The following is a 20242-nucleotide window of genomic DNA, read 5'->3' as shown; positions in this document are numbered from 1 at the left end:
TCACCACTGTGGTCCACGACACAGGTGAGCGGATCGTAGGTTCGGCGCCCCCGCCTGTCTAGCCCGCGCCGAGGCAGATGAACGGCCTGCGGAAGGGGTCCTCGGCGATGGACTCCGCCAGTGCCCTGGCGGGCGTGAGCCCCGCGGTGAGCCGCTGGTGGTAGGTGACCATGGCGGTCGCGGCGGCCTCGTCACCGACCCGGCTGGTCGCCGCGACGACCGTGCGCACGCCGCTGGCCAACAGCGCCCCCGCGTACCCGAGGGCCTCGTCGCCGGGGCGCACGTAGTTGAGGGCCAACTCGCAGGCGGCGAGCACGACCTGGCGGGGTGGCTGCCGCAGCCGCGCGACTTCGTAGGCGAACAGCGGGCCGTCGGCCAGTTCCAGCCGGGAGAACAGGGCGTTGGTGGGTTCGTGCTCGCCGTGCGCGGCGATGTGGGCGAGCTCGGCACCGTCCAGGGCAGCCAGGACCCCGGCGACGGTCGCGTGCTCCTTGTCGAGGGCGATCGCGTCCGGGTAGACCGCGCGCAGCGGACCTTCTTCGGCGACGAGCCCGGTCAACATAGGACCGCGCGCCAGCACCGTGCGGCCCTTCGGCGCGGCCCCGGTCGCGGCGCTCAGCCACGCTGTCGCCGAAGGCGCCACCACCAGCGGCCGACCCCACAACGACGGCAGACTCCCCCAGGGCACCGCGTAGAGCGCACCTGTGGGGACGATGACCAGCTCGCTGTCCCCGATGAGCGGCAGCAGCGGCTGGATCAGCTGCTTGTCCAACCCGCCCGCGCTGCGCGCCGCCGAGCCCTTCACCACCTCCACGACGGGCGGCGGCAACGTGTCCGGTGCCAAGACGTCCAGGTCCGCGTGCAGCCTCGCGGCCAACTCCGCGGCATCGCCCGCGGACCCCAGTCGCACCATCCGCGCGCCGGACCCCACGACGACAACAGCGACCACTTCGTCCCCGGAGGTCGCGAACGACACGAGGGCCCGACCGGCCAGCGCCGGGGTCACCTGCTCCAGGGTCGCCACCGGCCGCGGCTTGCCCCAGGGGCTGGCGTACCACCCCTGCCGCTCGACCTCCCGCTCCAGGGCGGCGGTCTGCTTCTCCAGCTTGTCCGCGGACTTGCCAGCCAACCGGACCAGCTGCGCGGTCCGCTTGGCCAGCCGCAGCTCGGCGGCTTTCTCCGCGATGCGCTGGTCGGCGATGTCGGGCATCGGCTCGTACCGGTACACCTGCGCACGGGTGCGCTCCAGCCAGCCGAACAGCCGCCGCGCGTCCGGCCGGGGTCCCTCGAGCACCAACCGGACCGCCAGCTCGCCCAGGTGCCGCCCGTGCACGGCGGTGCCGCACACCAGTTCCAACCCACCCATGCGGTCGCGGGTGTGCCCGAGTTCGGACAGCCCGGCCCGCGCCTGCGCGAGCGCGGCCCGCACGTCCCGCTCGGCGACCGCCAGTTCCGCCCGGCACAGCCGCAGCAGCATCCGGTGGTCGACCGGGGTGGTGACCCGGGGCGCGGGCACCTGGTCGAGCAGCTTGGCCGCGGTGTCGAGGTTGCCCCGGCGGATCTCCAGCCGCACGGCCAGCATCAGCGCCAGCGCGGCCTCGTCCTCCAGGGCCAGGCCGCGCAACTGGTCGGCCAGCGCCACGGCCGCGGTCGGCAGCGCGGCATCTCCCCGGCGGCGGGACCCGTTGCCGTTCCTGCCCTCCAGGGCGTCGAGGGTGTCGGCGCGCAGCGCGGCCAAAGCGGCGACCGCGGCCCAGCGGACGTTGCCGCGCCTGGTGAACATCCGCTCCGAGCGCCGGGCCCGCCTGCGCGCCTGGGCGGCGTCGCCGTGCAGCAGGGCCGCGGCGGCGCGGGCGATCTCGGCCTCGGCGGCGTCTTGCCCGACGCGCTGGCGGCGCAACCGGGGCAGCGCGTCGTCGAGGTGGCGGGCGGCCTCGTCGACCAGGCCACCGGCCAGCAGTGCACGGGCCTGGTCGAGCTGGACGACCGGCAGCATGCCGGGGGCGCGGGCGGCGCAGTCGCGGGAGGTCTCGGCGAAGTAGCGCAGCGCGGTCGGCACGTCACCGGTCATGTGCGCGACGTAGCCCCGGTTGTGCCTGGCCTTGATCGCGATGTCGTGCAGGCCGTAGCGCTCGCACAGCTCGATGCAGGTGTCGAGTTCCTCGATGGCGGCGGCGGTGTGGGCGCGTTCGATCTGGGCGAGGCTGCGGTTGAGGTACAGGCTCGCCAGCACGTACGGGTCGCCGACGCCGTCGGCGAGGCCTGCCCGCAGCAGCTCGGCGGCGTCCGAGAGCAGGGTCAGCGCGTACTCGATGTTGCCTGCCCGGATCTCCAGGAAACCGCGCTGCTCCAAGGAAAGCCCGGACAGCTCGGCCCGCAGCGGCCCCTCCGGCAGCGCCTCGAGCAGCGCGTCGGCGTCCGAGAGCCGCGCGATGCCCTGGGTGATGGTGGCGCCCTCGGTCTCGGCGTAGGCGAGGGTGACCAGGATCCGCACGCGCAGCTCGACGGCCTCGGGCGCGGTGGGGTCCTGCGCGGTGTCGAGCATGGTCAACGCCGCACCGAGCAGGGCCCGCGCGCGGGCGAAGGTGTAGGCGTAGACGGCTTTGCGACCGCGGCGGTAGAGCGCGCCTGCACGCCGGACAGCGGGCATGGCCTAAACCCTACGTGCCGCGTCCACCCGTGGTGGACGCGGCACGTGAGTCGAGTGCGACACAGCGGCGATCTGTCAGGTCGTCGTGCGGCTCAGCTGCGCCAGCCGAGTTCGGCGAGGTCGGCGTCGGCGAGGTCGCGGGCCTTGGTGGCGCGCTGCACGCGGTCCTCGGTGGTCACCGCGTCGGTCAGCTCGGTGAGCCGCTTGGCGATCATGCCCGCCACCACTGGGGCGGCGAAGGAAGTCCCGGCCCACACGGCGAACCCGCTGGTGAGGTCGTCGGGGTCGAGGGTGGCGCGGGGCAGCGGGCCGGGGCCGGTCGTCGTCAGGTCCGGGCCCTCGGCGCCCTGCCACAGCGGGACGGTGCTGACCACGGCGTTGCCGGGGGCCCACCGGGTCACCCAGGCGCCCTCGTTGCTGAACGCGGCGACCGACTTGCCGGACGGGTTGAGCGCACCCACCGCGATCAGCAGCGGGTTGCCGGTGTTGGAACCGTCGGCGTTGAGCGCCATCGCGGCCGGGATGAACGGGCGGGTGGTGGCGTCGTTGCCCGCGGCGGCGACCACGACGACGCCGAGCTCGGTCAGCTTGCGCACCGCCTCGGCCAACTGCAGCCCGGTGTTCTGGTCGGTGTGCTCCGGGTAGAAGCCCAGCGAGATCGACACGACGTCGACGAGGTCCTGCGGCCGGTTGTTCTCCAGCGCCGAGGACACCCGCTCGCGCAGCCACTCCAGCGCCAGCAGCACCGAGCCGTCGGTGGTGATGCCGTCGGTGTGCAGCACGCGCAGCGACAGCACCCGGGTGTCCGGGCAGTTCTGGAAGATCAGCCCGGTGACGAAGGTGCCGTGCCCGGAGTGCGAGTCGGTGATGCCCAGCAGCGGCTGCAGCACGTCGCGCTCGTCGTTGGGCGAGGCCAGCGAGGGCAGCGCGCCACCGCTCTGGTCGGTCAGCGTGGTCTCCAGGTCGGCCAGCAGGCCCTGGAACTCCTCGGACACCTCGACCACCGGGTCCGGCGCCTCGGTGGTCAACCACGGGTGCTCGCCGATGCCGGTGTCGAGCACCGCGACGACCGGGCGGCGGCCGGGCACCAGGTCGGCGGGCTGGCGCCTGCTCGGCTTCGGCAGGAACAACCGCACCGCGTTGCGGGCACCGTTGCCCAGCGCGATCGCGCCGCCGCCGACGCCGTTGCCGAACGGGACCCCGTTGCCGAACGGCACGCCGTTGCCGAAGGGCACCCCGTTGCCGAACGGGACGCCATTGCCGAAGGGCACACCGTTTCCGAACGGAGCACCGGAACCGTAGGCGGCGCCGTGCACGCCGACCGAAGCGGCCAGCGCGAGGTGCTCCAGGCCGACGCCCTTGGTGAGCTCGGGCGGGCACGCGCGGCGCAGTGCGGTCAGGACCGTCCACGGGTCCGGCGCGGCCTCGATGACCGCGTCCTCGCGGACCTGCAGCAGGACCGGGACGGCGACGCCCCTGTCGAAGGTGTCCAGTGCCTTGCGCCAGCGCGCGGTGGTGGGCAACTGGACGGAGAGCTCCACGCCGAGCTTGGTCAGTACCTTGTTGAACCGGGCGATCACCTTGGCGTCCCTGGCCACCGACAGCGGCATGAGCAGGGTGTTGGACCGGTAGGCGGTGGAGTCCGGGCGCCTGCCGCGCTCGCCGGGTACCGCTGTGGACGGGTTCAGCACCCTGGCCCGGTGGCGGACGAGCACGTCCGCGGTCAGTCCGATCACCTGCGGGAACCGCGCCAGGTCCGTCGGCACCGGATTGGTCGTCTCGTGCCCTTGCTCCCCGTTGGCGCTCACATCCGCCATCGAATACCCCACCCCGAAGTCGTTGGTCACGGTCGGTGTCGTTGCCCCGCCGACCTGCTCATCGGTAGTAGAGCAGTACCGCGGTCACGAGATACATCGATTGGCAAAGCCGCCGCGTAACGAGCAAATGGGATCAACTCTCCGCTGATGATCGGGTGACGATCCGTGAGCGGAATGGTCCGCACCGGATTCCGGCGCGCTGGTCCGAGGTTACGGACCCGAAGGTAGCCAACAGCAAGGACGCCGCGGGCGCAACGCCCCCATCGGGTATCACCATTCGCCCAGCGCAGCACACAGTGCGCGGCCGTCCACTGTGAGTGGTCGCATTGTTCGAACACGTGGTCGGTCCGACCGGACCGGTCAACCGAAATGATCTTGATCGCCGAAGAATCCACAGTGGACCTGGCGGCCGGAATGCGCCGGCGGCACAACCGGACCGCAATTCGCACCCGTGTTCGAATGGTGGGAATGTGAAAAGCTAGCGGGTCCTGGAAATGGTGGCGCTGGCCAGCACCACATCCCCGCCCGGGTCGGGGCGGTAGAGGACAACGGCCTGTCCCGGCGCGACGCCGCGCACACCCCCCTCGGGGCGCACGACCAGCTCACCGTCCACAACGGACGCCGTGGCGGTGGTGCTGCCGCCGTGCGCGCGGATCTGCGCGACGCAGTCGACCGCGCCCGCCAGCGGCGAGCCGGTCGGCCACAGCGGGCTGGCACCGATGATCTCGCGCACGGCGAGCCGCTCGGCCGGGCCCACCCGGACGGTGCCCTGGACCGGCTCGAGCGAGAGCACGTAGCGCGGCCGCCCGTCCGGCGCCGGGGCGTCGATGCCCAGGCCGTGGCGCTGCCCGACGGTGAACCCGTGCACACCGGCGTGCACGCCGAGCACCGCGCCGGTCTCGTCGTCGACCAGGGTGCCGGGCCTCGCGCCGAGCTTGCCGGTGAGGAAGGCGCGGGTGTCGCCGTCGGGGATGAAGCAGATGTCGTAGCTGTCGGGCTTCTCGGCCACGGCCAGGCCGCGCTCGGTGGCCTCGGCGCGCACCGCGGACTTGACCGACCCGCCCAGCGGGAACATCGCGTGCGCGAGCTGGTGCGGGGTCAAGGTGGCCAGCACGTAGGACTGGTCCTTGTCCAGGTCGGCGGCGCGGCGCAACTCCGGGTGGCCGTCGACGGTGGCCAGCCTGGCGTAGTGGCCGGTGCAGACCGCGTCGAAGCCCAGCGCGATCGCCTTGTCCAGCAGCGCCTCGAACTTGATCCGCTCGTTGCACTTGAGGCACGGGTTGGGCGTGCGGCCCGCGGCGTACTCGGCGACGAAGTCCTCGACGACGTCCTCGGTGAACCGCTCGGCGAAGTCCCAGACGTAGAACGGGATGCCCAGCAGGTCGGCCACCCGGCGGGCGTCGTGGGCGTCCTCGATGGTGCAGCAACCGCGCGACCCGGTGCGCAGCGTGCCCGGCTTGGCCGAGAGCGCCAGGTGCACCCCGACCACGTCGTGGCCCGCCTCGACCGCGCGCGCCGCGGCCACCGCGGAGTCGACCCCGCCGCTCATCGCCGCCAGTACCCGCATGGTCTACACCTCCGCCGGGGACACACCCCGGCGCAGCCCGGCCAACCCGGCGTTGCGGGCCCGCTCGACCACCGGGCCGATCGCCCCGGCGAGGGCGGCGACGTCGGCCGGGGTCGAGGTGTGGCCGAGGGAGAAGCGCAGCGACCCGCGCGCGGGCGCCGCCTCGACCCCCATGGCGAGCAGCACGTGCGAGGGCTGGGCCACCCCCGCGGTGCACGCCGAACCGGTCGAGCACTCGATGCCCCTGGCGTCGAGCAGCATGAGGAGGCTGTCGCCCTCGCAGCCGGGGAAGCTGAAGTGCGCGTTGCCGGGCAGCCTGGACGGTCCACCATCCACTTCGGACTCACCGGGGTCGCCGTTGAGCACCGCGGCTGGAACGACCTCGCGCACCGCCGCGACCAGCTCGTCGCGCAACACCGTCAGCCGCCGCGCCCGCTGCGCGCGCTGCTCGGTCGCGACCCGCACCGCGGCGGCCATCGCGACGATCGCCGGGACGTCGAGGGTGCCCGACCGCACGTCGCGCTCCTGGCCGCCGCCGTGCGAAACCGGGGTGCAGGTGACGTCGCGGCTCAGCAGCAGGGCGCCGACACCGAACGGGCCGCCGACCTTGTGCCCGGACAGGGTCAACGCGCTGGCGCCGCTGCGGCCGAAGTCGACCGGCAGCACGCCGACCGCCTGCACGGCGTCGGTGTGGAACGGGATGCCGTGCGCGGCGCAGGTGCCCGCCAGCTCGCGCACCGGGTTGACCGTGCCGACCTCGTTGTTGGCCCACATCACGCTCACCAGCGCGACGTCGTCGGGGTTCTCGGCGATGGCCGCGCGCAGGGTGTCCTCGTGCACCCGGCCGAAGTCGTCGACCTCGAGCAGGGTGACCCTGGCGCCGTCGTGCTCGGCCAGCCACAGCGCGGCGTCGAGCACCGCGTGGTGCTCCACCGCCGACACCAGCACCCGGACGCGGGCGGGGTCGGCGGCGCGGCGGGCCCAGTAGATCCCCTTGACCGCCAGGTTGTCGCTCTCGGTCCCGCCGGAGGTGAAGATCACCTCGGACGGCCGGGCGCCGAGGGCCGCCGCCATCGACTCGCGCGCCTCCTCGACGGCGCGGCGGGCCCTGCGGCCAGCGGAATGCAGCGAGGAGGCGTTGCCGTGGTTGGACAACGCCCCGGTCAGGGCCGCGACCGCCTCCGGCAGGATGGGCGTGGTGGCCGCGTGGTCGAGGTAGGTCATCGCGCACCCAGGGTAGACCGAACCCAGCCGGGTCCAGCACCGGGCCAGCTCACACCCGGTCGTCGGTCGACCGCCGGAAGGCCACCGCCCCCAGCAGCGCCACGGCGGCCATCACCAGGTCGATCGGCACGACCGCGCCCGTCGGCGCCGCCGCCGAGGCCAGCGCGGCCAGCAGCACACCCCCCAGCCCGACCAGCGTCGCGGAGAACAGGGTGTCGCTGACCTGCAGCGCCGAGGAGGTGAACCCCCGTTCACCCGCGGGCGAGAGCCCCAGCGCGAGGACGTTGATGGACGGGAAGCCCAACCCCATCCCCGCCCCGCACACGGTCCACACCACAGCCGCCACCCACGGCGACCCCCACGGCACGGCGACGAACACCATCGCCGCCAGCCCGGCGGCCAGGATCGCGAACCCGACGCGGATGAGCGTCGTCCTCGGGATGTCGGGCCGCCTGCCCTGCCACGCGGAGGCGAAGGACCAGCCGAGAGCGCCAACGGTAAGCGGGAGACCCGCGAGGGCGGGAGAGAGCCCGTGCACGCTCGTCAAGGTGAGCGGGACGAACGCCTCTACGCCGAAGAAGGCGCCTGCGAAGAGGCCGCGCGCGAGGATGACCTTAGGGAGGCCGGGGCGCCCTCTGAGGGTGCCTCGGGGTAGGAGGGTGCGGAGCGCGGGGATGAGGAGGGCCAGTCCGCCCAGGCCTAGCCAGAGGGTGGCAATAGAGGGGTGTTGCGCGGCCCAACTGATCGCCGGGATGCCTATAGCTGCCGCCAGTGCCGCTAGAGGGAGCCCCTTGCGCATAGGGCTATCGGACTTGTCTGGCTTCGGCAGGCCGCGCAGGCTCGGAATGAGAAGAACCACACCGAGGACGGCTAGCGGTGCGAGGCCTAGGAAGACCCACCTCCAGCCGAACCGCTCGGTGACGATGCCCGCCAGAGTGGGGCCAACGATGGAGGGCACCACCCAAGCCGCAGCGAGCAGCCCAAAGGCAGCCGGGCGGACGCGCTCTGGGTACACGAGCGCGACTAGGACATAGATGGCCACTACCTCGCCGCCCAGGCCTAGCCCTTGGAGAACCCGTGCGGCTAAGAGGACAGGCATCGACTCCGCGGTGCCGGCGACGAGAAGCCCTAGGAGGAAGAGGGCGGGGGCGACCATGAGGACCGCTCTTGCGCCAATGCGGTCGCAGACCCACCCGCTCACCACAGTGGCGACGACGTTGGCGGAGAGGAAGGCGGTGAAGGGCCAGGAGTAGAGGTGCTGGCCCTCCAACTCGGCGAGCATCCTCGGCAGGGCGGTGGAGACGCCCAGGTGCTCGAAGGCGCCGATGGTGACCAGGAGGAGGATCCCGAAGGTCGTGGCTCGGGTGCTGGGGCCCCACAGGTGGACCCGGGGAGCGGACTGGTCGACGGTCTCGGAGCTGGTCACTCCCTCATCTTCCGACCTCAACCTGGGTCGAGGTCCAGCCCTTTCCGCACCCGGGAGCAGTGACCTCGACAACGAGCACCGCTCACAACCGAGAGCACCGCTCTCGAACAAGAGCACTGATCTCGATAGTGAGCGGTGGTCCAGCAAGGCGAGAGCATCGCTCTCGATTATGAGCGGCGCTCCTATATGAGAGCAGCGCTCTCGGCCGCCGTCGGAGCACCGAGCGAGAGCAGGGCACTTACAAAAGAGCGACGCTCTCTTTCGCGAGCGGCGGTCCAGCAAGGCGAGAGCAGTGCTCTCGATTGCGGCCAACGCTCTCGTGACGCGAGAGCACCGCTCTCGTTTGTGGGCGGCGCTCTCGGTTGTGAGCGGTGCTCAGGCGCGGAGGGTGGCGGGGCGGCGGCGGGGGCGTTGGGCGGGGATGGGGGTGACGCGGTCCAGGGACGAGTTGATGGCGGCTTCGGTGAGCGCGGCCAACTCCTTGCGGTTGGCGGCGCGGCCGGGGGCCAGTTCGTCGAGGACGGTCAGCTCCAGCACCAGGCCGCGCAGGCGGGCGACGCGGCGGACGGAGTCGACGATGGTTTCGGTGCCGATGAAGGCGGGCGTGGTGGTTTCCCGGCCGTCCGCCAGGTGGAAGCGCAGGGCGATCGGGCGGACCGGCACGCCGCCGTCGATGGCGGCCTGGAACAGCGCCGGGCGGAACTTGCCCATGCCCTGGCCGCACCAGGTGGTGCCCTCCGGGCAGACGTACACCAGCGAACCCGAGCGCAGCGACGACGCCAACTCGGCCACCGTCGCGGGCAGCGACCGCAGGCGCTCCCGGTCAACGAACAGCGTTCCCGCCGCGGCGACGACCCGGCCGAGGACGGGCCAGGAGCGGATGTCGACCTTGGCGAGGGCCCGCATCGGGCGGACGGCGTTGATCGCGGCGATGTCGAGCCACGAGATGTGGTTGGTGGCCACCAGTGCGCCGCGGCTGCTCCCCGCCCGCAGCGCCTCCGCGCCGCGCACCACGAGGCGGACGCCGAAGGAGCGCAGCACCGCGCGGAAGATCCGCTTGGCGAGCAGTTCGCGGCCCGCGCGGCCGATCACCGGCATCACCGGCACCGACAGCGCCGCCACCAGCAGCACCGCGATCGCCCCCGACAGCCGTAACGCGGCCCTGGCCCGGCCGACGGTGGGTTCGCCGTCGGTGAGGCAGGACGTGCCGCAGGGCGAGGTGGGCATCCAGTCGTGCGCCATGGCTCTACTCCCCCAGGAAGAACTTCAGGTAGCGCTGGTCGACGTTGGCCAGGTCGAGCAGGACGAAGAAGTCGGCGACGCCGAAGTCGGCGTCGAGGGCGGGCGGGCCGCAGACCTTGGCGCCCAGCCGCAGGTATCCCTTGAGCAGCGGCGGCATCACCGCGCGCGCCGGTGCCTCGACGGTCGAGAAGTCCCACGGGGTGCGCGGGCTGACGCGCTGGTGCTCGTCGCTGTAGTGCTTGTCGCGCACCGATTGCCACACCCCGGCGGCCAGCGATCCGCCGTCGGCCAGCGGGACCGAGGCGCACCCGGCGAGGAAACCGTGGCCGGACAACAACATGTAGCGCGCGATGCCCGCCCACACCAGGCTCACCACGGAGCCGTTGCGGTGGTCGGGGTGCACGCACGAGCGGCCGGTTTCGACCAGCGCGCCGCGGATGCCCGCGAGCGCGGTGAGGTCGAACTCGGTGTCGGAGTAGAGGGATCCGGCCTCGGCGGCGCGCTCGGGCGGCAGCATCCGGTAGGTGCCGACGATCTCGCCGGTGGCGTCCTCGCGGACCACGAGGTGGTCGCAGAACGGGTCGAAGTGGTCGATGTCCAGACCGGGCACCGAGGTGTGCAGGGTGGCACCCATCTCCTCGGCGAACACCTGGTAGCGCAGTCTCTGGGCGGCCTCGACCTCGGAGCCGTCGTGCGCGACGAGCAGTGAGTAGGTGGGTGCGTCGATTCCGGGCTTCGCAGTGCTGACCAGCACCTGGGCCTGCGTCATACCAGGAGATTAGGGCGATGTCGGCGTCGGGTGTGTGTTCTTTGCCGTGACGCGACAGTGGCAACTGAGTGAATTGCCGGTTCCGCGGTCCGGATGAGGTGAATCCCGCTCGGGAACGGCGGAGGGGGCGGCCCGTCGCGGACCGCCCCCTCGCCGAACACCAGACGATCAGCCCTTGCGCTTGGCGACCTCGTCGGTCAGCTGCGGTGCGACGGCGAACAGGTCGCCGACGACGCCGAAGTCGGCGATCTCGAAGATCGGCGCCTCGGCGTCCTTGTTCACCGCGACGATGGTCTTCGAGGTCTGCATGCCCGCGCGGTGCTGGATCGCCCCGGAGATGCCGAGGGCGACGTAGAGCTGCGGGGACACCGTCTTGCCGGTCTGGCCGACCTGGAACTGGGCCGGGTAGTAGCCGGAGTCGACCGCGGCGCGGGAGGCGCCGACGGCGGCACCGAGGGAGTCGGCGAGCTTCTCGACGACGTCGAACTTCTCCGCGGAGCCGACGCCGCGGCCGCCGGAGACCACGATGGAGGCCTCGGTCAGCTCGGGCCGGTCGCCGCCGACGATCGGTTCGCGGCCGGTGATCGCGGTCGCCTTGGCCGCCTCGACCGCGGGGACCTCGACGGTCTCCTCGGCGGCGGCACCGGCGGCCTCGACCGCGTCGACGCCGCCGGGGCGGACGGTGACGATCGGGGTGCCCCGGTTGGCCTTGGCCTTGACCGTGAACGCGCCACCGAAGATCGACTGCACCCCGACGACGTCGCCGCCGGAGCTCTCCAGGCCGATCGCCTCGATGAGCAGGCCGGAGTCGGTGCGCACGGCGAGCCGTCCGGCGATCTCCTTGCCGTCAGCGGTCGCCGAGATCAGCACCGCCGCGGGCGACTTGGCCGCGACCAGGGCGGCGAGCACGTCGACAGCGGGGGTGAGCAGGTAGTTGGCGACGTCGTCGGACTCGGCGACGTACACCTTGGCCGCGCCGTAGGCGGCCAGCGACTCCTTGACCTTCGCGGCGGTGCCGGGCGCGGCGACCACGACGGCAGCGGGTTCGCCGATCTCGCGGGCCGCGGTGAGCAGCTCGAAGGTGACCTTCTTGACCTCGCCGTCGACCTCGTCAACGAGGACCAGTACCTCAGACATGGGGGTTCCTCCTCGTTGTTGTCAGATGAGCTTCTGGCCGATGAGGTACTCGGCGATCTTGCTGCCGCCGTCCCCGGCGTCCTCGACCCGCTGGCCCGCCGAGCGCGGCGGCTTCGGGGTGGCCTCCAGCACGGTGGTGCTGGCCGCGGCCAGGCCCACCTGGCCCGCGTCGATGCCCAGGTCGGCGACGGTGAAGGTCTCGACGGGCTTCTTCTTGGCGGCCATGATCCCCTTGAACGAGGGGTAGCGCGGCTCGTTGATCTTCTCGCCGACGCTGACCACCGCGGGCAGGGTCGCCGACAGGTGGGTGAGCCCGGTGTCGGTCTCCCTGGTGACGGTGATCGTGGAGCCGTCGATGGCGACCTTGCGGGCGTGGGTGAGCTGCGGGTAGCCCAGGACCTCGGCCAGCATCGCGGGCACCGCGCCGCCGCGGCCGTCGGTGGCCTCGTTGCCCGCGATCACCAGGTCGACGCCGTCGACCTTGCCGATCGCGGCGGCCAGCACCTTGGTGGTCTGCAGCAGGCAGGCGCCGTGCAGCGCGGGGTCGGACACGTGCACGGCCTTGTCCGCGCCCATCGACAGGGCCTTGCGGATGGCCTCGGTGGCCCGCTCCGGTCCGACGCTGAGCACGGTGACCTCGCCGCCCTGCGCCTCCTTGATCAGCAGCGCCTCCTCGACGGCGCGCTCGTTGATCTCGTCGAGCACCGCGTCGGCGGACTCGCGGTCCAGGGTGTGGTCGGAATCGGCGAGCCTGCGTTCGGAGTAGGTGTCGGGCACCTGCTTGACCAGGACAACGATGTTTGGCATGGGTCTTGTTCGACCTCCTGGGACGAGCACCGTGTGGTGGACGGCGGGTATGCCGGTCGGCGCGATTCTCGTGCGGTTCGGCTGACCTTGCCATGCCGCGGCCGTGCCGGGCACGGTGGGCTTTACCACCGCGATGTTACTAGCCGGTAGCGCCAGACGCGATCGCAGTGGCACCGTGACAGTCCCCACAGGACGAGGCGCGGGACGGGCGCGGCGAGGCCGGGCCAGTAGGGCGGGGCAGGCGAGGCGCTGGGCGCGGCGCGAGGCCAGGCCGGGCGAGGTCAGCGGGGCGCGGCGCGCGGCCAACAGGGCGGGGGCAGGTCGAACACCGACATCGTCGCCCGGGGGGTGGGCCAGCTTTTCGGACCGCTAAGGCGACCGCGGTGGCGGGCGCGCTGGTCGACACGACGGCGGCCTCGCGCTGGGCGGTGGGCGGTGGGCGGTGGGCGGTCCTGAACGCCAGAAGGCCACCCCGGGGTCGGGGGTGGCCTTCTGGGTCGAGCCGGGAATCGAGCGGTGGGCTCAGGCGGAGGCGGGCAGCCAGCGCGAGCGGCCCGGTGCCGTGGGCACCCAGCAGCCGTTGCCGACGGCGGCCATGTCTTCGCGCAGTTGGCCGAGTGAGCCGGGGGTGCGGTCGTCGGGCAGGTCGATCATCTGCCGCAGCACCTCGGCGGCCCAGCCCTCGCGGTGCCAGAGCACGACGCTGGGGTTGAGCACGTCGTCGGTGTCGCCGGGCAGGCGGGTGGCGATGACCTCGTCCTCGGCGTGCAGCCGGACGACGTCGATCACGTTGTGGTGCGCGCGCACCCCGACGACGGCGGCGATCTCACCGCTGGCGTCGCGCGGGTGCAGGAACTCGAACCCGCGCGAGACGAGCATGCGCAGGTACGCCTCGGCGGCGTGGGAGGCGTCGGTGGTCGCGACGTGTCCGTCCTTCACGGCACGGGTGAACGACGCGATGACCGAACCGGGGAACAGGAGCGCGGGGCCCGAGGGGTTCTTCGAGTCGCGGACCGCGGTGCGCGCGTCGTCGACCGGCGACAGCTCGACGCAGTTGCCCACCGCGCCGCTGCGGGAGCTCTTGCGCCACCGCGCTCCGGGCACCCCGTCAGCCGCCATTCCGTTGCGAAACTCAGACACTGGACCTCCGCCTTCGGCCGTCACTGTCGTCACTGTGTGCAGGTGCACGTGCGTTGATCGTGACGACGGTAACACGACTGAGCGGCCCAGCAAATGCACGTGCATCCGAAAGGGGCAGTCGCACGAGAAGATTGTCTGCGCAACCGGATCGCGTTGTCCGCGCGCGAAAGCGCCCACCAGCCGAAATGGCCGGTGGGCGCGGAAAACGGACTTCAGATCTCCTCGCGCCGCTTGCTCAGCAATTGGCGGGAACGGCTCGGGGTCTCCGCGTCGACGGTCAGCCGGTCGACCACGCGGCTGTAGCGCTCGATCTCATCGACGCGGTCGAGGAAGATCGCGCCGCCGAGGTGCTCGATGTAGACGATGTCGGGCAGTTCGGACTCGATGAAGCGCAGCATGGTGAACGAGCCCTCGGCCGCGTAGCCGCTGAGCGGGTACGGCATGACCTGCAGCGTGATGTTGGGCAGCCTGGTCATCTCCAGCAGGTGCTCGATCTGCTCCCGCAGCACCCTGGCGCCGCCGATCGGCCGGTGCAGCACCGATTCGTCGATGACCACCCACAGCTTCGGCGCGTCCAGCCGCTGCAGCACCTTCTGCCGCGACATCCGCAGCGCGACCCGGCGGTCGACCTCTTCCTCGCGCAGATCGGGTCTGGCGTGGTGGGTCAGCATCCGCGCGTACTCGGGCGTCTGCAGCAGACCAGACCTACGAACTGCAGTTCGTAGGTCTGGATCCGCGCCGCGGACTCCTCCAGGCCGACGAAGTCGTGGAACCAGGTGGGCATCAGGTCGCTGTAGCGGTGCCACCAGCCCGGTTCGTTGGACTGCTTGACCATGTCGAGGAACTGGGTCCGCTCGGTCTGGTCGTGCACGCCGTAGAGGGTCAGCAGGTCCGCGACATCGCGCTCCTTGAAGCCGACCCGGCCCAGCTCCATCCGGCTGATCTTCGACTCGGAGCCCCGGATGTGGTACCCGGCGTCGGCGCGGGTGATCTCGGCCTGCTCCCGCAGTCTGCGCAACTGCGAGCCAAGCACGATCCGGCGCGCCGTGGGACCAGAACTCTGCCCAGCGTCTCCACGAACCTCGGCCACAACCTCGTCCCTTCCGCCAGCGGCTCAACCACCGCGCGTCACGGCGGCGAAACCCAGCGTGGCATCAACCGCGCGGGTACCCCTAGGGTGAGCGTACTCCTTGAGTGCGCAACGTCCACGATCTACGACGTTCTGTGAGGAACGATGGTCCCCCGCGAACCGATCCGCATCGACACGACCAAGGCGAGCATCGCCCGGGTCTACGACGCGTTCCTCAACGGCAAGGACAACTACGAGATCGACCGCGAGGTCCTGCGCCGGGTCCAGCGAGTGGCCCCGGAGGCCGCGCAACTGGCGTTCGACAACCGCGAGTTCCTGATCCGCGCCACCCGGTTCATCGCGCTGCAGACCGGCATCCGCCAGTACCTCGACTGCGGTTCCGGCCTGCCCACCGCCGAGAACACCCACCAGGTGGCCCAACGCATCCGCCCCGACTCCACCGTCGTCTACGTCGACAACGACCCGGTGGTCCTCGCGCACGGGCGGGCGCTGCTCGAGGAGAACGACCGCACCCACTTCATCGCCGAGGACATCTTCGAACCGGAACAGGTCCTGGCCAACGAGACCGTCCGCCGCAACCTCGACTTCACCGAACCGATCGCCCTCTTCCAAATGGGCACCATCCACCACTACGACGGCGCCCGCTCCCCCGCCGACATCATGGCCACCTACGTCGACGCCTTACCGGCGGGCTCCATCGTGGGCATCTCCCACTTCTACGACCCGGAGACGACGCAGTACTCGCCCCTCGCGCGCCGGATGGAGGACGTGTTCCTGCACAGCCCGATGGGCACGGGGCTGTTCCGGACGCGGCGGGCGATCGAGGGGATGTTCGTGGGGCTGGAGATGATCGAGCCGGGGGTGGAGCTGTGCGCGCAGTGGTGGCCGGACGGACCGCGGTTGCGGCCGTTGGATGAGGTGCAGTACTGCATTGTGGGTGGGTTGGGGATCAAGCGCTGATCACGCGGGAGGATTGCCCGCAACGGCTTCGCTTGTCCACAACGGCTTCGGCTGTCCACAGGCTGCTGTTCGTGTGCCTCGTTTGTCGGTGTGCCTCGGTAAGCTGTATATCGGGGGCTCTTGAGGCGGGTGATCTTCGTTGGACGCCTCGCCTGCGGCATCGGGTCCGGTCGCGATTTTGGTGAAGGCTCGATGCGGTGGACCTGTTTTGCGCGGGGCCCCTACGACAGCCGTGGCAGGACCGCAAAGCAGGGGCCGAAAAGCATGGCCCTGCAGCGAGGCAAGGCTACGACTATCGTCCCCCCACACAAAACAGGTCCACCCCATCGAGCAGATGGCACCAGCGACTCCGAGTGTCCAGTGGTCGGGCTGGCGGGGTTGGCTCGGTGGGGTGGGCTGGCACCGGCGGCTTCCGGGAGCGGTGGTGGAGCTGGCGGGGCTGGCCCGGTGGGCTGTGCTGGGTGGGCTGGCTCAGTGGGTTGGGCTGGCGGGGCTGGCCCGGTGGGCTGTGCTGGGTGGGCTGGCTCAGTGGGTTGGGCTGGCGGGGCTGGCCCGGTGGGCTGTGCTGGGTGGGCTGACTCAGTGGGTTGGGCTGGCGGGGCTGGCTCGGCGGGCTGTGCTGGGTGGGCTGACTCGGTGGGTTGGGCTGGCACCTGAGCGCCGAGTGCCCAGCGGTCGGCAAAGCCGCCGAAGTCGGGGCGTTGCCCTGGTACCTGAGCGCCGAGCGTCCAGCGGCTGGCAAAGCCGCCGGAATCAGGTGGTCGCCCCGGCACCTGAGCCCCGAGAGTCCAGCGGTCGACAACGCCGTCGGAGTCGGGTGGTTGCTCTGGCGCTCCTGCTGCCGAGCGCCCAAGTGGTTGCCTGGTGGTTAGGCGAAGGCGTTGCCGGTGGCTATTTTGGGGCGGCCTAGGGGGGCGTGGGGGGTGGGGTGGGTGGAGCGGTAGACCTCGGCGGTTTGGGTGGCTATGCGGGTCCAGTCGAAGGCTTCGGGGAGGCGGGCTTTGGCTGCTCTGGCCCGCTTGCGTGCCGCTGGGGGGTCGTTGAGGACTTTGCGGATTGCGGTGGTTAGGGCGTCTACGTCGCCGGGGGTGAAGGAGAGGCCGGTTTCGTTGTCGAGGACTACTTCGCCTAGGCCGCCTGCGGTGGAGGCTACGAGGGGGGCTCCGGCGGCGGCGGCTTCTAGGGCGACGATGCCGAAGGGTTCGTAGCGGCTGGGGAGCACCACTGCGTCGGCGGCGGAGAGGGTGGCTACCAGCTCGCGGTCGGAGAGGTGGCCCACGAAGTCGATGGCGCGGCGTACGCGGAGTTTGCGGGACAGCTCTTCCAGCGCAACAGCCTGGGAGCCCTTTCCTGCGATCACCAGGCGGGTGCCGGGGTGTGATCGGCGGACCTTGGCGAGGGCGGCGATCAGGTCGTGGCCGCCCTTCTCCCACTCGAGCCTGCCGAAGAACACCAGCAGGGGGGCGCCGTCGGGGGTGTGGCGGGTGCGGGCGGCCCGGACGGACCTGGCCGGGATGCGCCAGTCGCGGGGTTCGATGCCGTTGTGGATCACCGTGATGGTGTCCTGGTCGACCTCGAACAGGTGGGCGGCTTCGGCGCGCATCGCCGAGGAGCAGGTGATCAGGGCGTCGGCGCGGTTGGCCAGCCACCACTCGACGGAGTGGACCTGCTGGTTGAGGGGGTGCGAGAGCCAGCCGCTGTGCCTGCCCGCCTCGGTGGCGTGCAGGGTCGCGACCAGCGGGGCGCCCGCCTGCTCGGACAGCGCGATCGCCGGGTGGGTCACCAGCCAGTCGTGGGCGTGCACGACATCGGGGCGCCAGTGGGTGAGCAGGGCCAGGCCCGCGCGGATCATGGCGTGCCCCATGGCCAGCGTCCAGGCGACCAGGTCCTGCTCGAACACCAGGTGCGTGGGGTCCTCGGCGACCCGCACGATGCGCACGCCCTCGTGCACGACGTCCTCGGTGGGGTGGGTGTGCGCGTCGGTGCCCGCCTCGTGCCTGCACAGCACGACGACGTCGTGGCCGAGCGCGGCGAGGTGCCTGGCGACGGCGTGCACGTGCCTGCCGAGGCCGCCGACGACCACCGGCGGGTACTCCCAGGACAACATCAGCACGCGCATGGTCCGGCAACCCTACTTGTGGGTACGCAGAGCGCGTGCGTCGAGGCCGCTGAACAGGCCGTCGATGCCCCGCAGTTGCCGCGCCCTGACCAGCGCGCGATCGCCAGACCCGGCCCTGACCAGCGCGGACAGCTCCGCGTAGTGATCACCGTGCACCTTGGCGCGGCGGCGGGCGTAGTCGGCGGCGGAGTCCTTGGTGACCATGAACGCCCAGTCGCTGGAGAGGGCGAGGAGGGCTTCGCGGACGGTCTGGTCGAGGACGGGGTCGCGGCCGGTGGACGCGGGCGTGGTGTCGATGAGGTCGAGCAGGTCGCGCTGGAGCGCGGCACCCGCGTCCACCAGATCGGCCACTTGGGCGCCATCCCAGACGCGCCAGTCCTTGCCGGATCCCCAAGAGGACGCCGGTAGGTCTACAGGGCCCGCGACATATCCGGCTTCTATGGCACCGCGCAGAGTTGTCACGTTGACGCCTACGCGGATCAGCTCACGTAGGACGGCTTCGAGCCACGCGGGACCTTCGTGCCACCAATGGCCGAAGAGTTCAGTGTCGTAGGCGGACACAACGAGTCCTGGGCGGCCGTGCCGGTCGCGGAGTTCCTTGAGCCGCCTAACGACCGTGTCGACGAAGTCGTGGACGTGGCGCTGAAGGGCCTCTGCGGCGAGGGCAGGTTCGTAGGGCTTCTTGTCGTGTGGCGCCACCTGGCGGCCGGTTACGCGCGAGGGCTTGAGGCCGGTGGGGTGGTCGTAGGTGTGGAAGTCGCGGTAGGCGCTGTCGCCGGGGTAGCCCGCTTTGGGAGACCACACGCGATAAGTGACCTCTAGGTCGCGGCCGAAGCAGAGGACGTCGGAGTCGCCTACTGTGCGGGCGAAGGCAGTGTCACCGTGAAGCGCTGGGCCGTCTACTAAGAACCGTCGAACACCCGCTGCCGCGTACCCGGCCTCCATGCCTGGCGCGTACCCGCACTCTGGCGCCCAGATGCCCTTAGGGGCGTGACCGATCCGAAGCGCGGTGTCGTCCAGGCCGAGTCTTAGCGCGAACGCGCGTAGTCGTGGGTCAAGCAGGGGCTGGAACGGGTGCGTCGCGGGGCCGCCGATCAGCTCTATGACGCCATTGTCGACAAGTGGCCGCAGCACAGGGGAAAACCCGTGGCGCCAATGGGACTCGAACTGGCTAAGAGCCGTCGCCGATGCCTGGAACTCGTTCGCGGCAACAGTGCGCAGCCTCGGATCGTCGCCTTGCCAACGGACCCCTGCGTATTGGGCTCGCAGGTTCCAGTTGCCGAGCCAGTCGTGCATCGCGCGTAATGCGTAAGGGTCGTCTAGTTGGGCCGCGAGGACCGGGGTCACGCCAAGAGTGAGAACATCGCGCGCGCCCTCATCGCCTAGGCGGCGCAGGAGGTCCACCAGCGGTAGGTAGGAATGCGCCCACGCCTGATAGAGCCACTCCTCCCCCACCGGCCACGTCCCGTGGTGCGGCAGCCACGGCAGGTGGCTGTGCAGGACCAGGGCGAACCCGCCGACCTCGCTCATGCGCGCGCGACCAGAACGATGTCGAGGCTGCCGTCGAGGTCCCGGTCGGTCACCTCGAAGTCGCCCGCTTCGACGCCTGCGACAGCGGTCAACAACTCCTCGGGCCACTCCGCCCCCGCGACCACCACCTCGACCTGCGCGTCGATGATCGACCCACCGAACCGGGAGTCGAGTTCGCGCAACCGGGGGCCGTGGTGGACCCCGCCGAGGTAGTCGGTGGTGAACCCAGCGGCGCGGACCATCTCGTCCAATTCGGACGGTGCGAGCTCGCGGGTGTGGAACGGGTTGAGCGGGGTGTCGCGGCCGGGCGAGAAGGTGATCCGGTTGGGGGTGGTGATCAGCAGGTGCCCGCCCGGGCGCAGGACGCGGCGACATTCGCGCAAGAAGCCCTCTTGGTCCCAGAGGTGCTCGATCACCTGGAGGTTCGCGACGACGTCAAGGCTGCCGTCACGCAGCGGTAGGCCTGCGAGATTCCCTCTTACGGCATGCACCGCCGGGTACTTCTTAGCCACGTGGGAGATGGAGAGCTCGTCGTAGTCAAGCCCGACCACGGTCGCCTCTTCGGCCAAGAGGGCGGCGCCATAGCCCTCGCCGCACCCAGCTTCGAGGACTGTCTTACCCGCGCAGAGGGGGGCCAGGTATAGATAGGCGATCTCGTGCCTACGGAACCAGTAATTTTCCTCCGCTATGCCGGGGACGGTGCGTTCACCGGTCAGCGGGAGCGTGGGACCTATAGGCACTGTGGCACGGTAACCGAGGCTACT

At 71.1% G+C, this 20242-nt stretch carries 14 protein-coding genes and 1 pseudogene; 1 reads left to right on the top strand and 14 read right to left on the bottom strand.

The annotated features are described in order from the left end of the window. Positions 1 to 58 precede the first annotated feature (58 nt). The 11 genes and pseudogenes from JOD54_RS14860 to JOD54_RS14805 form a co-directional block, all read right to left on the bottom strand. A complete protein-coding gene (locus JOD54_RS14860; RefSeq protein ID WP_204451102.1) occupies positions 59 to 2650 on the bottom strand; it encodes a CHAT domain-containing protein in 2592 nt (863 codons plus the stop codon). Positions 2651 to 2742: 92 nt separating this feature from the next. Then, entirely contained in the window at positions 2743 to 4497 is a 1755-nt protein-coding gene (locus tag JOD54_RS14855) for a S8 family serine peptidase (protein ID WP_204451101.1), read from the bottom strand. Between the two features lie 448 nt (positions 4498 to 4945). Then, positions 4946 to 6034: a tRNA 2-thiouridine(34) synthase MnmA gene (gene mnmA, locus JOD54_RS14850; protein WP_204451100.1), complete on the bottom strand. Its 1089-nt coding sequence runs from the start codon at positions 6032 to 6034 to the stop codon at positions 4946 to 4948. 3 nt (positions 6035 to 6037) lie between these two features. Next, positions 6038 to 7258 (bottom strand): cysteine desulfurase family protein, encoded by a 1221-nt coding sequence (locus JOD54_RS14845; protein ID WP_204451099.1) that lies wholly within the window; start codon positions 7256 to 7258, stop codon positions 6038 to 6040. 49 nt (positions 7259 to 7307) lie between these two features. Then, entirely contained in the window at positions 7308 to 8684 is a 1377-nt protein-coding gene (locus JOD54_RS14840; RefSeq protein WP_204451098.1) for an MFS transporter, read from the bottom strand. Between the two features lie 375 nt (positions 8685 to 9059). Next, positions 9060 to 9926 (bottom strand): lysophospholipid acyltransferase family protein, encoded by an 867-nt coding sequence (locus JOD54_RS14835; RefSeq protein WP_204451097.1) that lies wholly within the window; start codon positions 9924 to 9926, stop codon positions 9060 to 9062. A gap of 4 nt (positions 9927 to 9930) precedes the next feature. Beyond that, complete coding sequence (locus JOD54_RS14830) at positions 9931 to 10695, bottom strand: GNAT family N-acetyltransferase (protein WP_204451096.1); 765 nt, start codon at positions 10693 to 10695, stop codon at positions 9931 to 9933. A gap of 168 nt (positions 10696 to 10863) precedes the next feature. Further along, positions 10864 to 11832, bottom strand: a complete 969-nt coding sequence (locus JOD54_RS14825) for an electron transfer flavoprotein subunit alpha/FixB family protein (protein WP_204451095.1) — start codon at positions 11830 to 11832, stop codon at positions 10864 to 10866. A gap of 21 nt (positions 11833 to 11853) precedes the next feature. Further along, positions 11854 to 12639: an electron transfer flavoprotein subunit beta/FixA family protein gene (locus tag JOD54_RS14820; protein ID WP_204451094.1), complete on the bottom strand. Its 786-nt coding sequence runs from the start codon at positions 12637 to 12639 to the stop codon at positions 11854 to 11856. Positions 12640 to 13161: 522 nt separating this feature from the next. Continuing rightward, the gene (locus JOD54_RS34145; protein WP_307860036.1) at positions 13162 to 13779 is read right to left on the bottom strand and encodes a DUF397 domain-containing protein; all 618 of its coding nucleotides are present in this window, start codon (positions 13777 to 13779) and stop codon (positions 13162 to 13164) included. 212 nt (positions 13780 to 13991) lie between these two features. Next, positions 13992 to 14869: pseudogene (locus JOD54_RS14805) on the bottom strand (Sco1979 family transcriptional regulator). 144 nt (positions 14870 to 15013) lie between these two features. Between JOD54_RS14805 and JOD54_RS14800 the strand changes: the two are divergent. Beyond that, positions 15014 to 15829, top strand: coding sequence for an SAM-dependent methyltransferase (locus JOD54_RS14800; protein ID WP_239573381.1), 816 nt, complete (start codon positions 15014 to 15016; stop codon positions 15827 to 15829). A gap of 868 nt (positions 15830 to 16697) precedes the next feature. On the opposite strand, the gene JOD54_RS14795 is transcribed toward JOD54_RS14800, so the two are convergent. Genes JOD54_RS14795 through JOD54_RS14785 form a run of 3 tightly spaced genes read right to left on the bottom strand, consistent with a single transcriptional unit; the run spans position 16698 to position 20218 of the window. Next, positions 16698 to 17948: a glycosyltransferase family 4 protein gene (locus tag JOD54_RS14795; RefSeq protein ID WP_204451093.1), complete on the bottom strand. Its 1251-nt coding sequence runs from the start codon at positions 17946 to 17948 to the stop codon at positions 16698 to 16700. A gap of 12 nt (positions 17949 to 17960) precedes the next feature. Continuing rightward, a complete protein-coding gene (locus tag JOD54_RS14790; RefSeq protein ID WP_204451092.1) occupies positions 17961 to 19478 on the bottom strand; it encodes a 1,4-alpha-glucan branching protein domain-containing protein in 1518 nt (505 codons plus the stop codon). Further along, the gene (locus JOD54_RS14785; protein WP_204451091.1) at positions 19475 to 20218 is read right to left on the bottom strand and encodes a class I SAM-dependent methyltransferase; all 744 of its coding nucleotides are present in this window, start codon (positions 20216 to 20218) and stop codon (positions 19475 to 19477) included. The genes JOD54_RS14790 and JOD54_RS14785 overlap by 4 nt, the downstream gene beginning before the upstream one ends. Positions 20219 to 20242: the final 24 nt, after the last annotated feature.

This window comes from Actinokineospora baliensis (genome assembly GCF_016907695.1).
Classification (GTDB): Bacteria; Actinomycetota; Actinomycetes; order Mycobacteriales; family Pseudonocardiaceae; genus Actinokineospora; species Actinokineospora baliensis.
This window is presented reverse-complemented; position numbering and strand designations above follow the sequence as displayed.

Bases quoted from the DNA above. Each gene is read 5' to 3' on its own strand.
- JOD54_RS14795 (WP_204451093.1), bottom strand. From the start codon at position 17,948: ATGCGCGTGCTGATGTTGTCCTGGGAGTACCCGCCGGTGGTCGTCGGC.
- mnmA (WP_204451100.1), bottom strand. From the start codon at position 6,034: ATGCGGGTACTGGCGGCGATGAGCGGCGGGGTCGACTCCGCGGTGGCC.
- JOD54_RS14830 (WP_204451096.1), bottom strand. From the start codon at position 10,695: ATGACGCAGGCCCAGGTGCTGGTCAGCACTGCGAAGCCCGGAATCGAC.
- JOD54_RS14835 (WP_204451097.1), bottom strand. From the start codon at position 9,926: ATGGCGCACGACTGGATGCCCACCTCGCCCTGCGGCACGTCCTGCCTC.
- JOD54_RS14800 (WP_239573381.1), top strand. From the start codon at position 15,014: ATGGTCCCCCGCGAACCGATCCGCATCGACACGACCAAGGCGAGCATC.
- JOD54_RS14825 (WP_204451095.1), bottom strand. From the start codon at position 11,832: ATGTCTGAGGTACTGGTCCTCGTTGACGAGGTCGACGGCGAGGTCAAG.
- JOD54_RS14860 (WP_204451102.1), bottom strand. From the start codon at position 2,650: ATGCCCGCTGTCCGGCGTGCAGGCGCGCTCTACCGCCGCGGTCGCAAA.
- JOD54_RS14820 (WP_204451094.1), bottom strand. From the start codon at position 12,639: ATGCCAAACATCGTTGTCCTGGTCAAGCAGGTGCCCGACACCTACTCC.
- JOD54_RS14845 (WP_204451099.1), bottom strand. From the start codon at position 7,258: ATGACCTACCTCGACCACGCGGCCACCACGCCCATCCTGCCGGAGGCG.
- JOD54_RS14790 (WP_204451092.1), bottom strand. From the start codon at position 19,478: ATGAGCGAGGTCGGCGGGTTCGCCCTGGTCCTGCACAGCCACCTGCCG.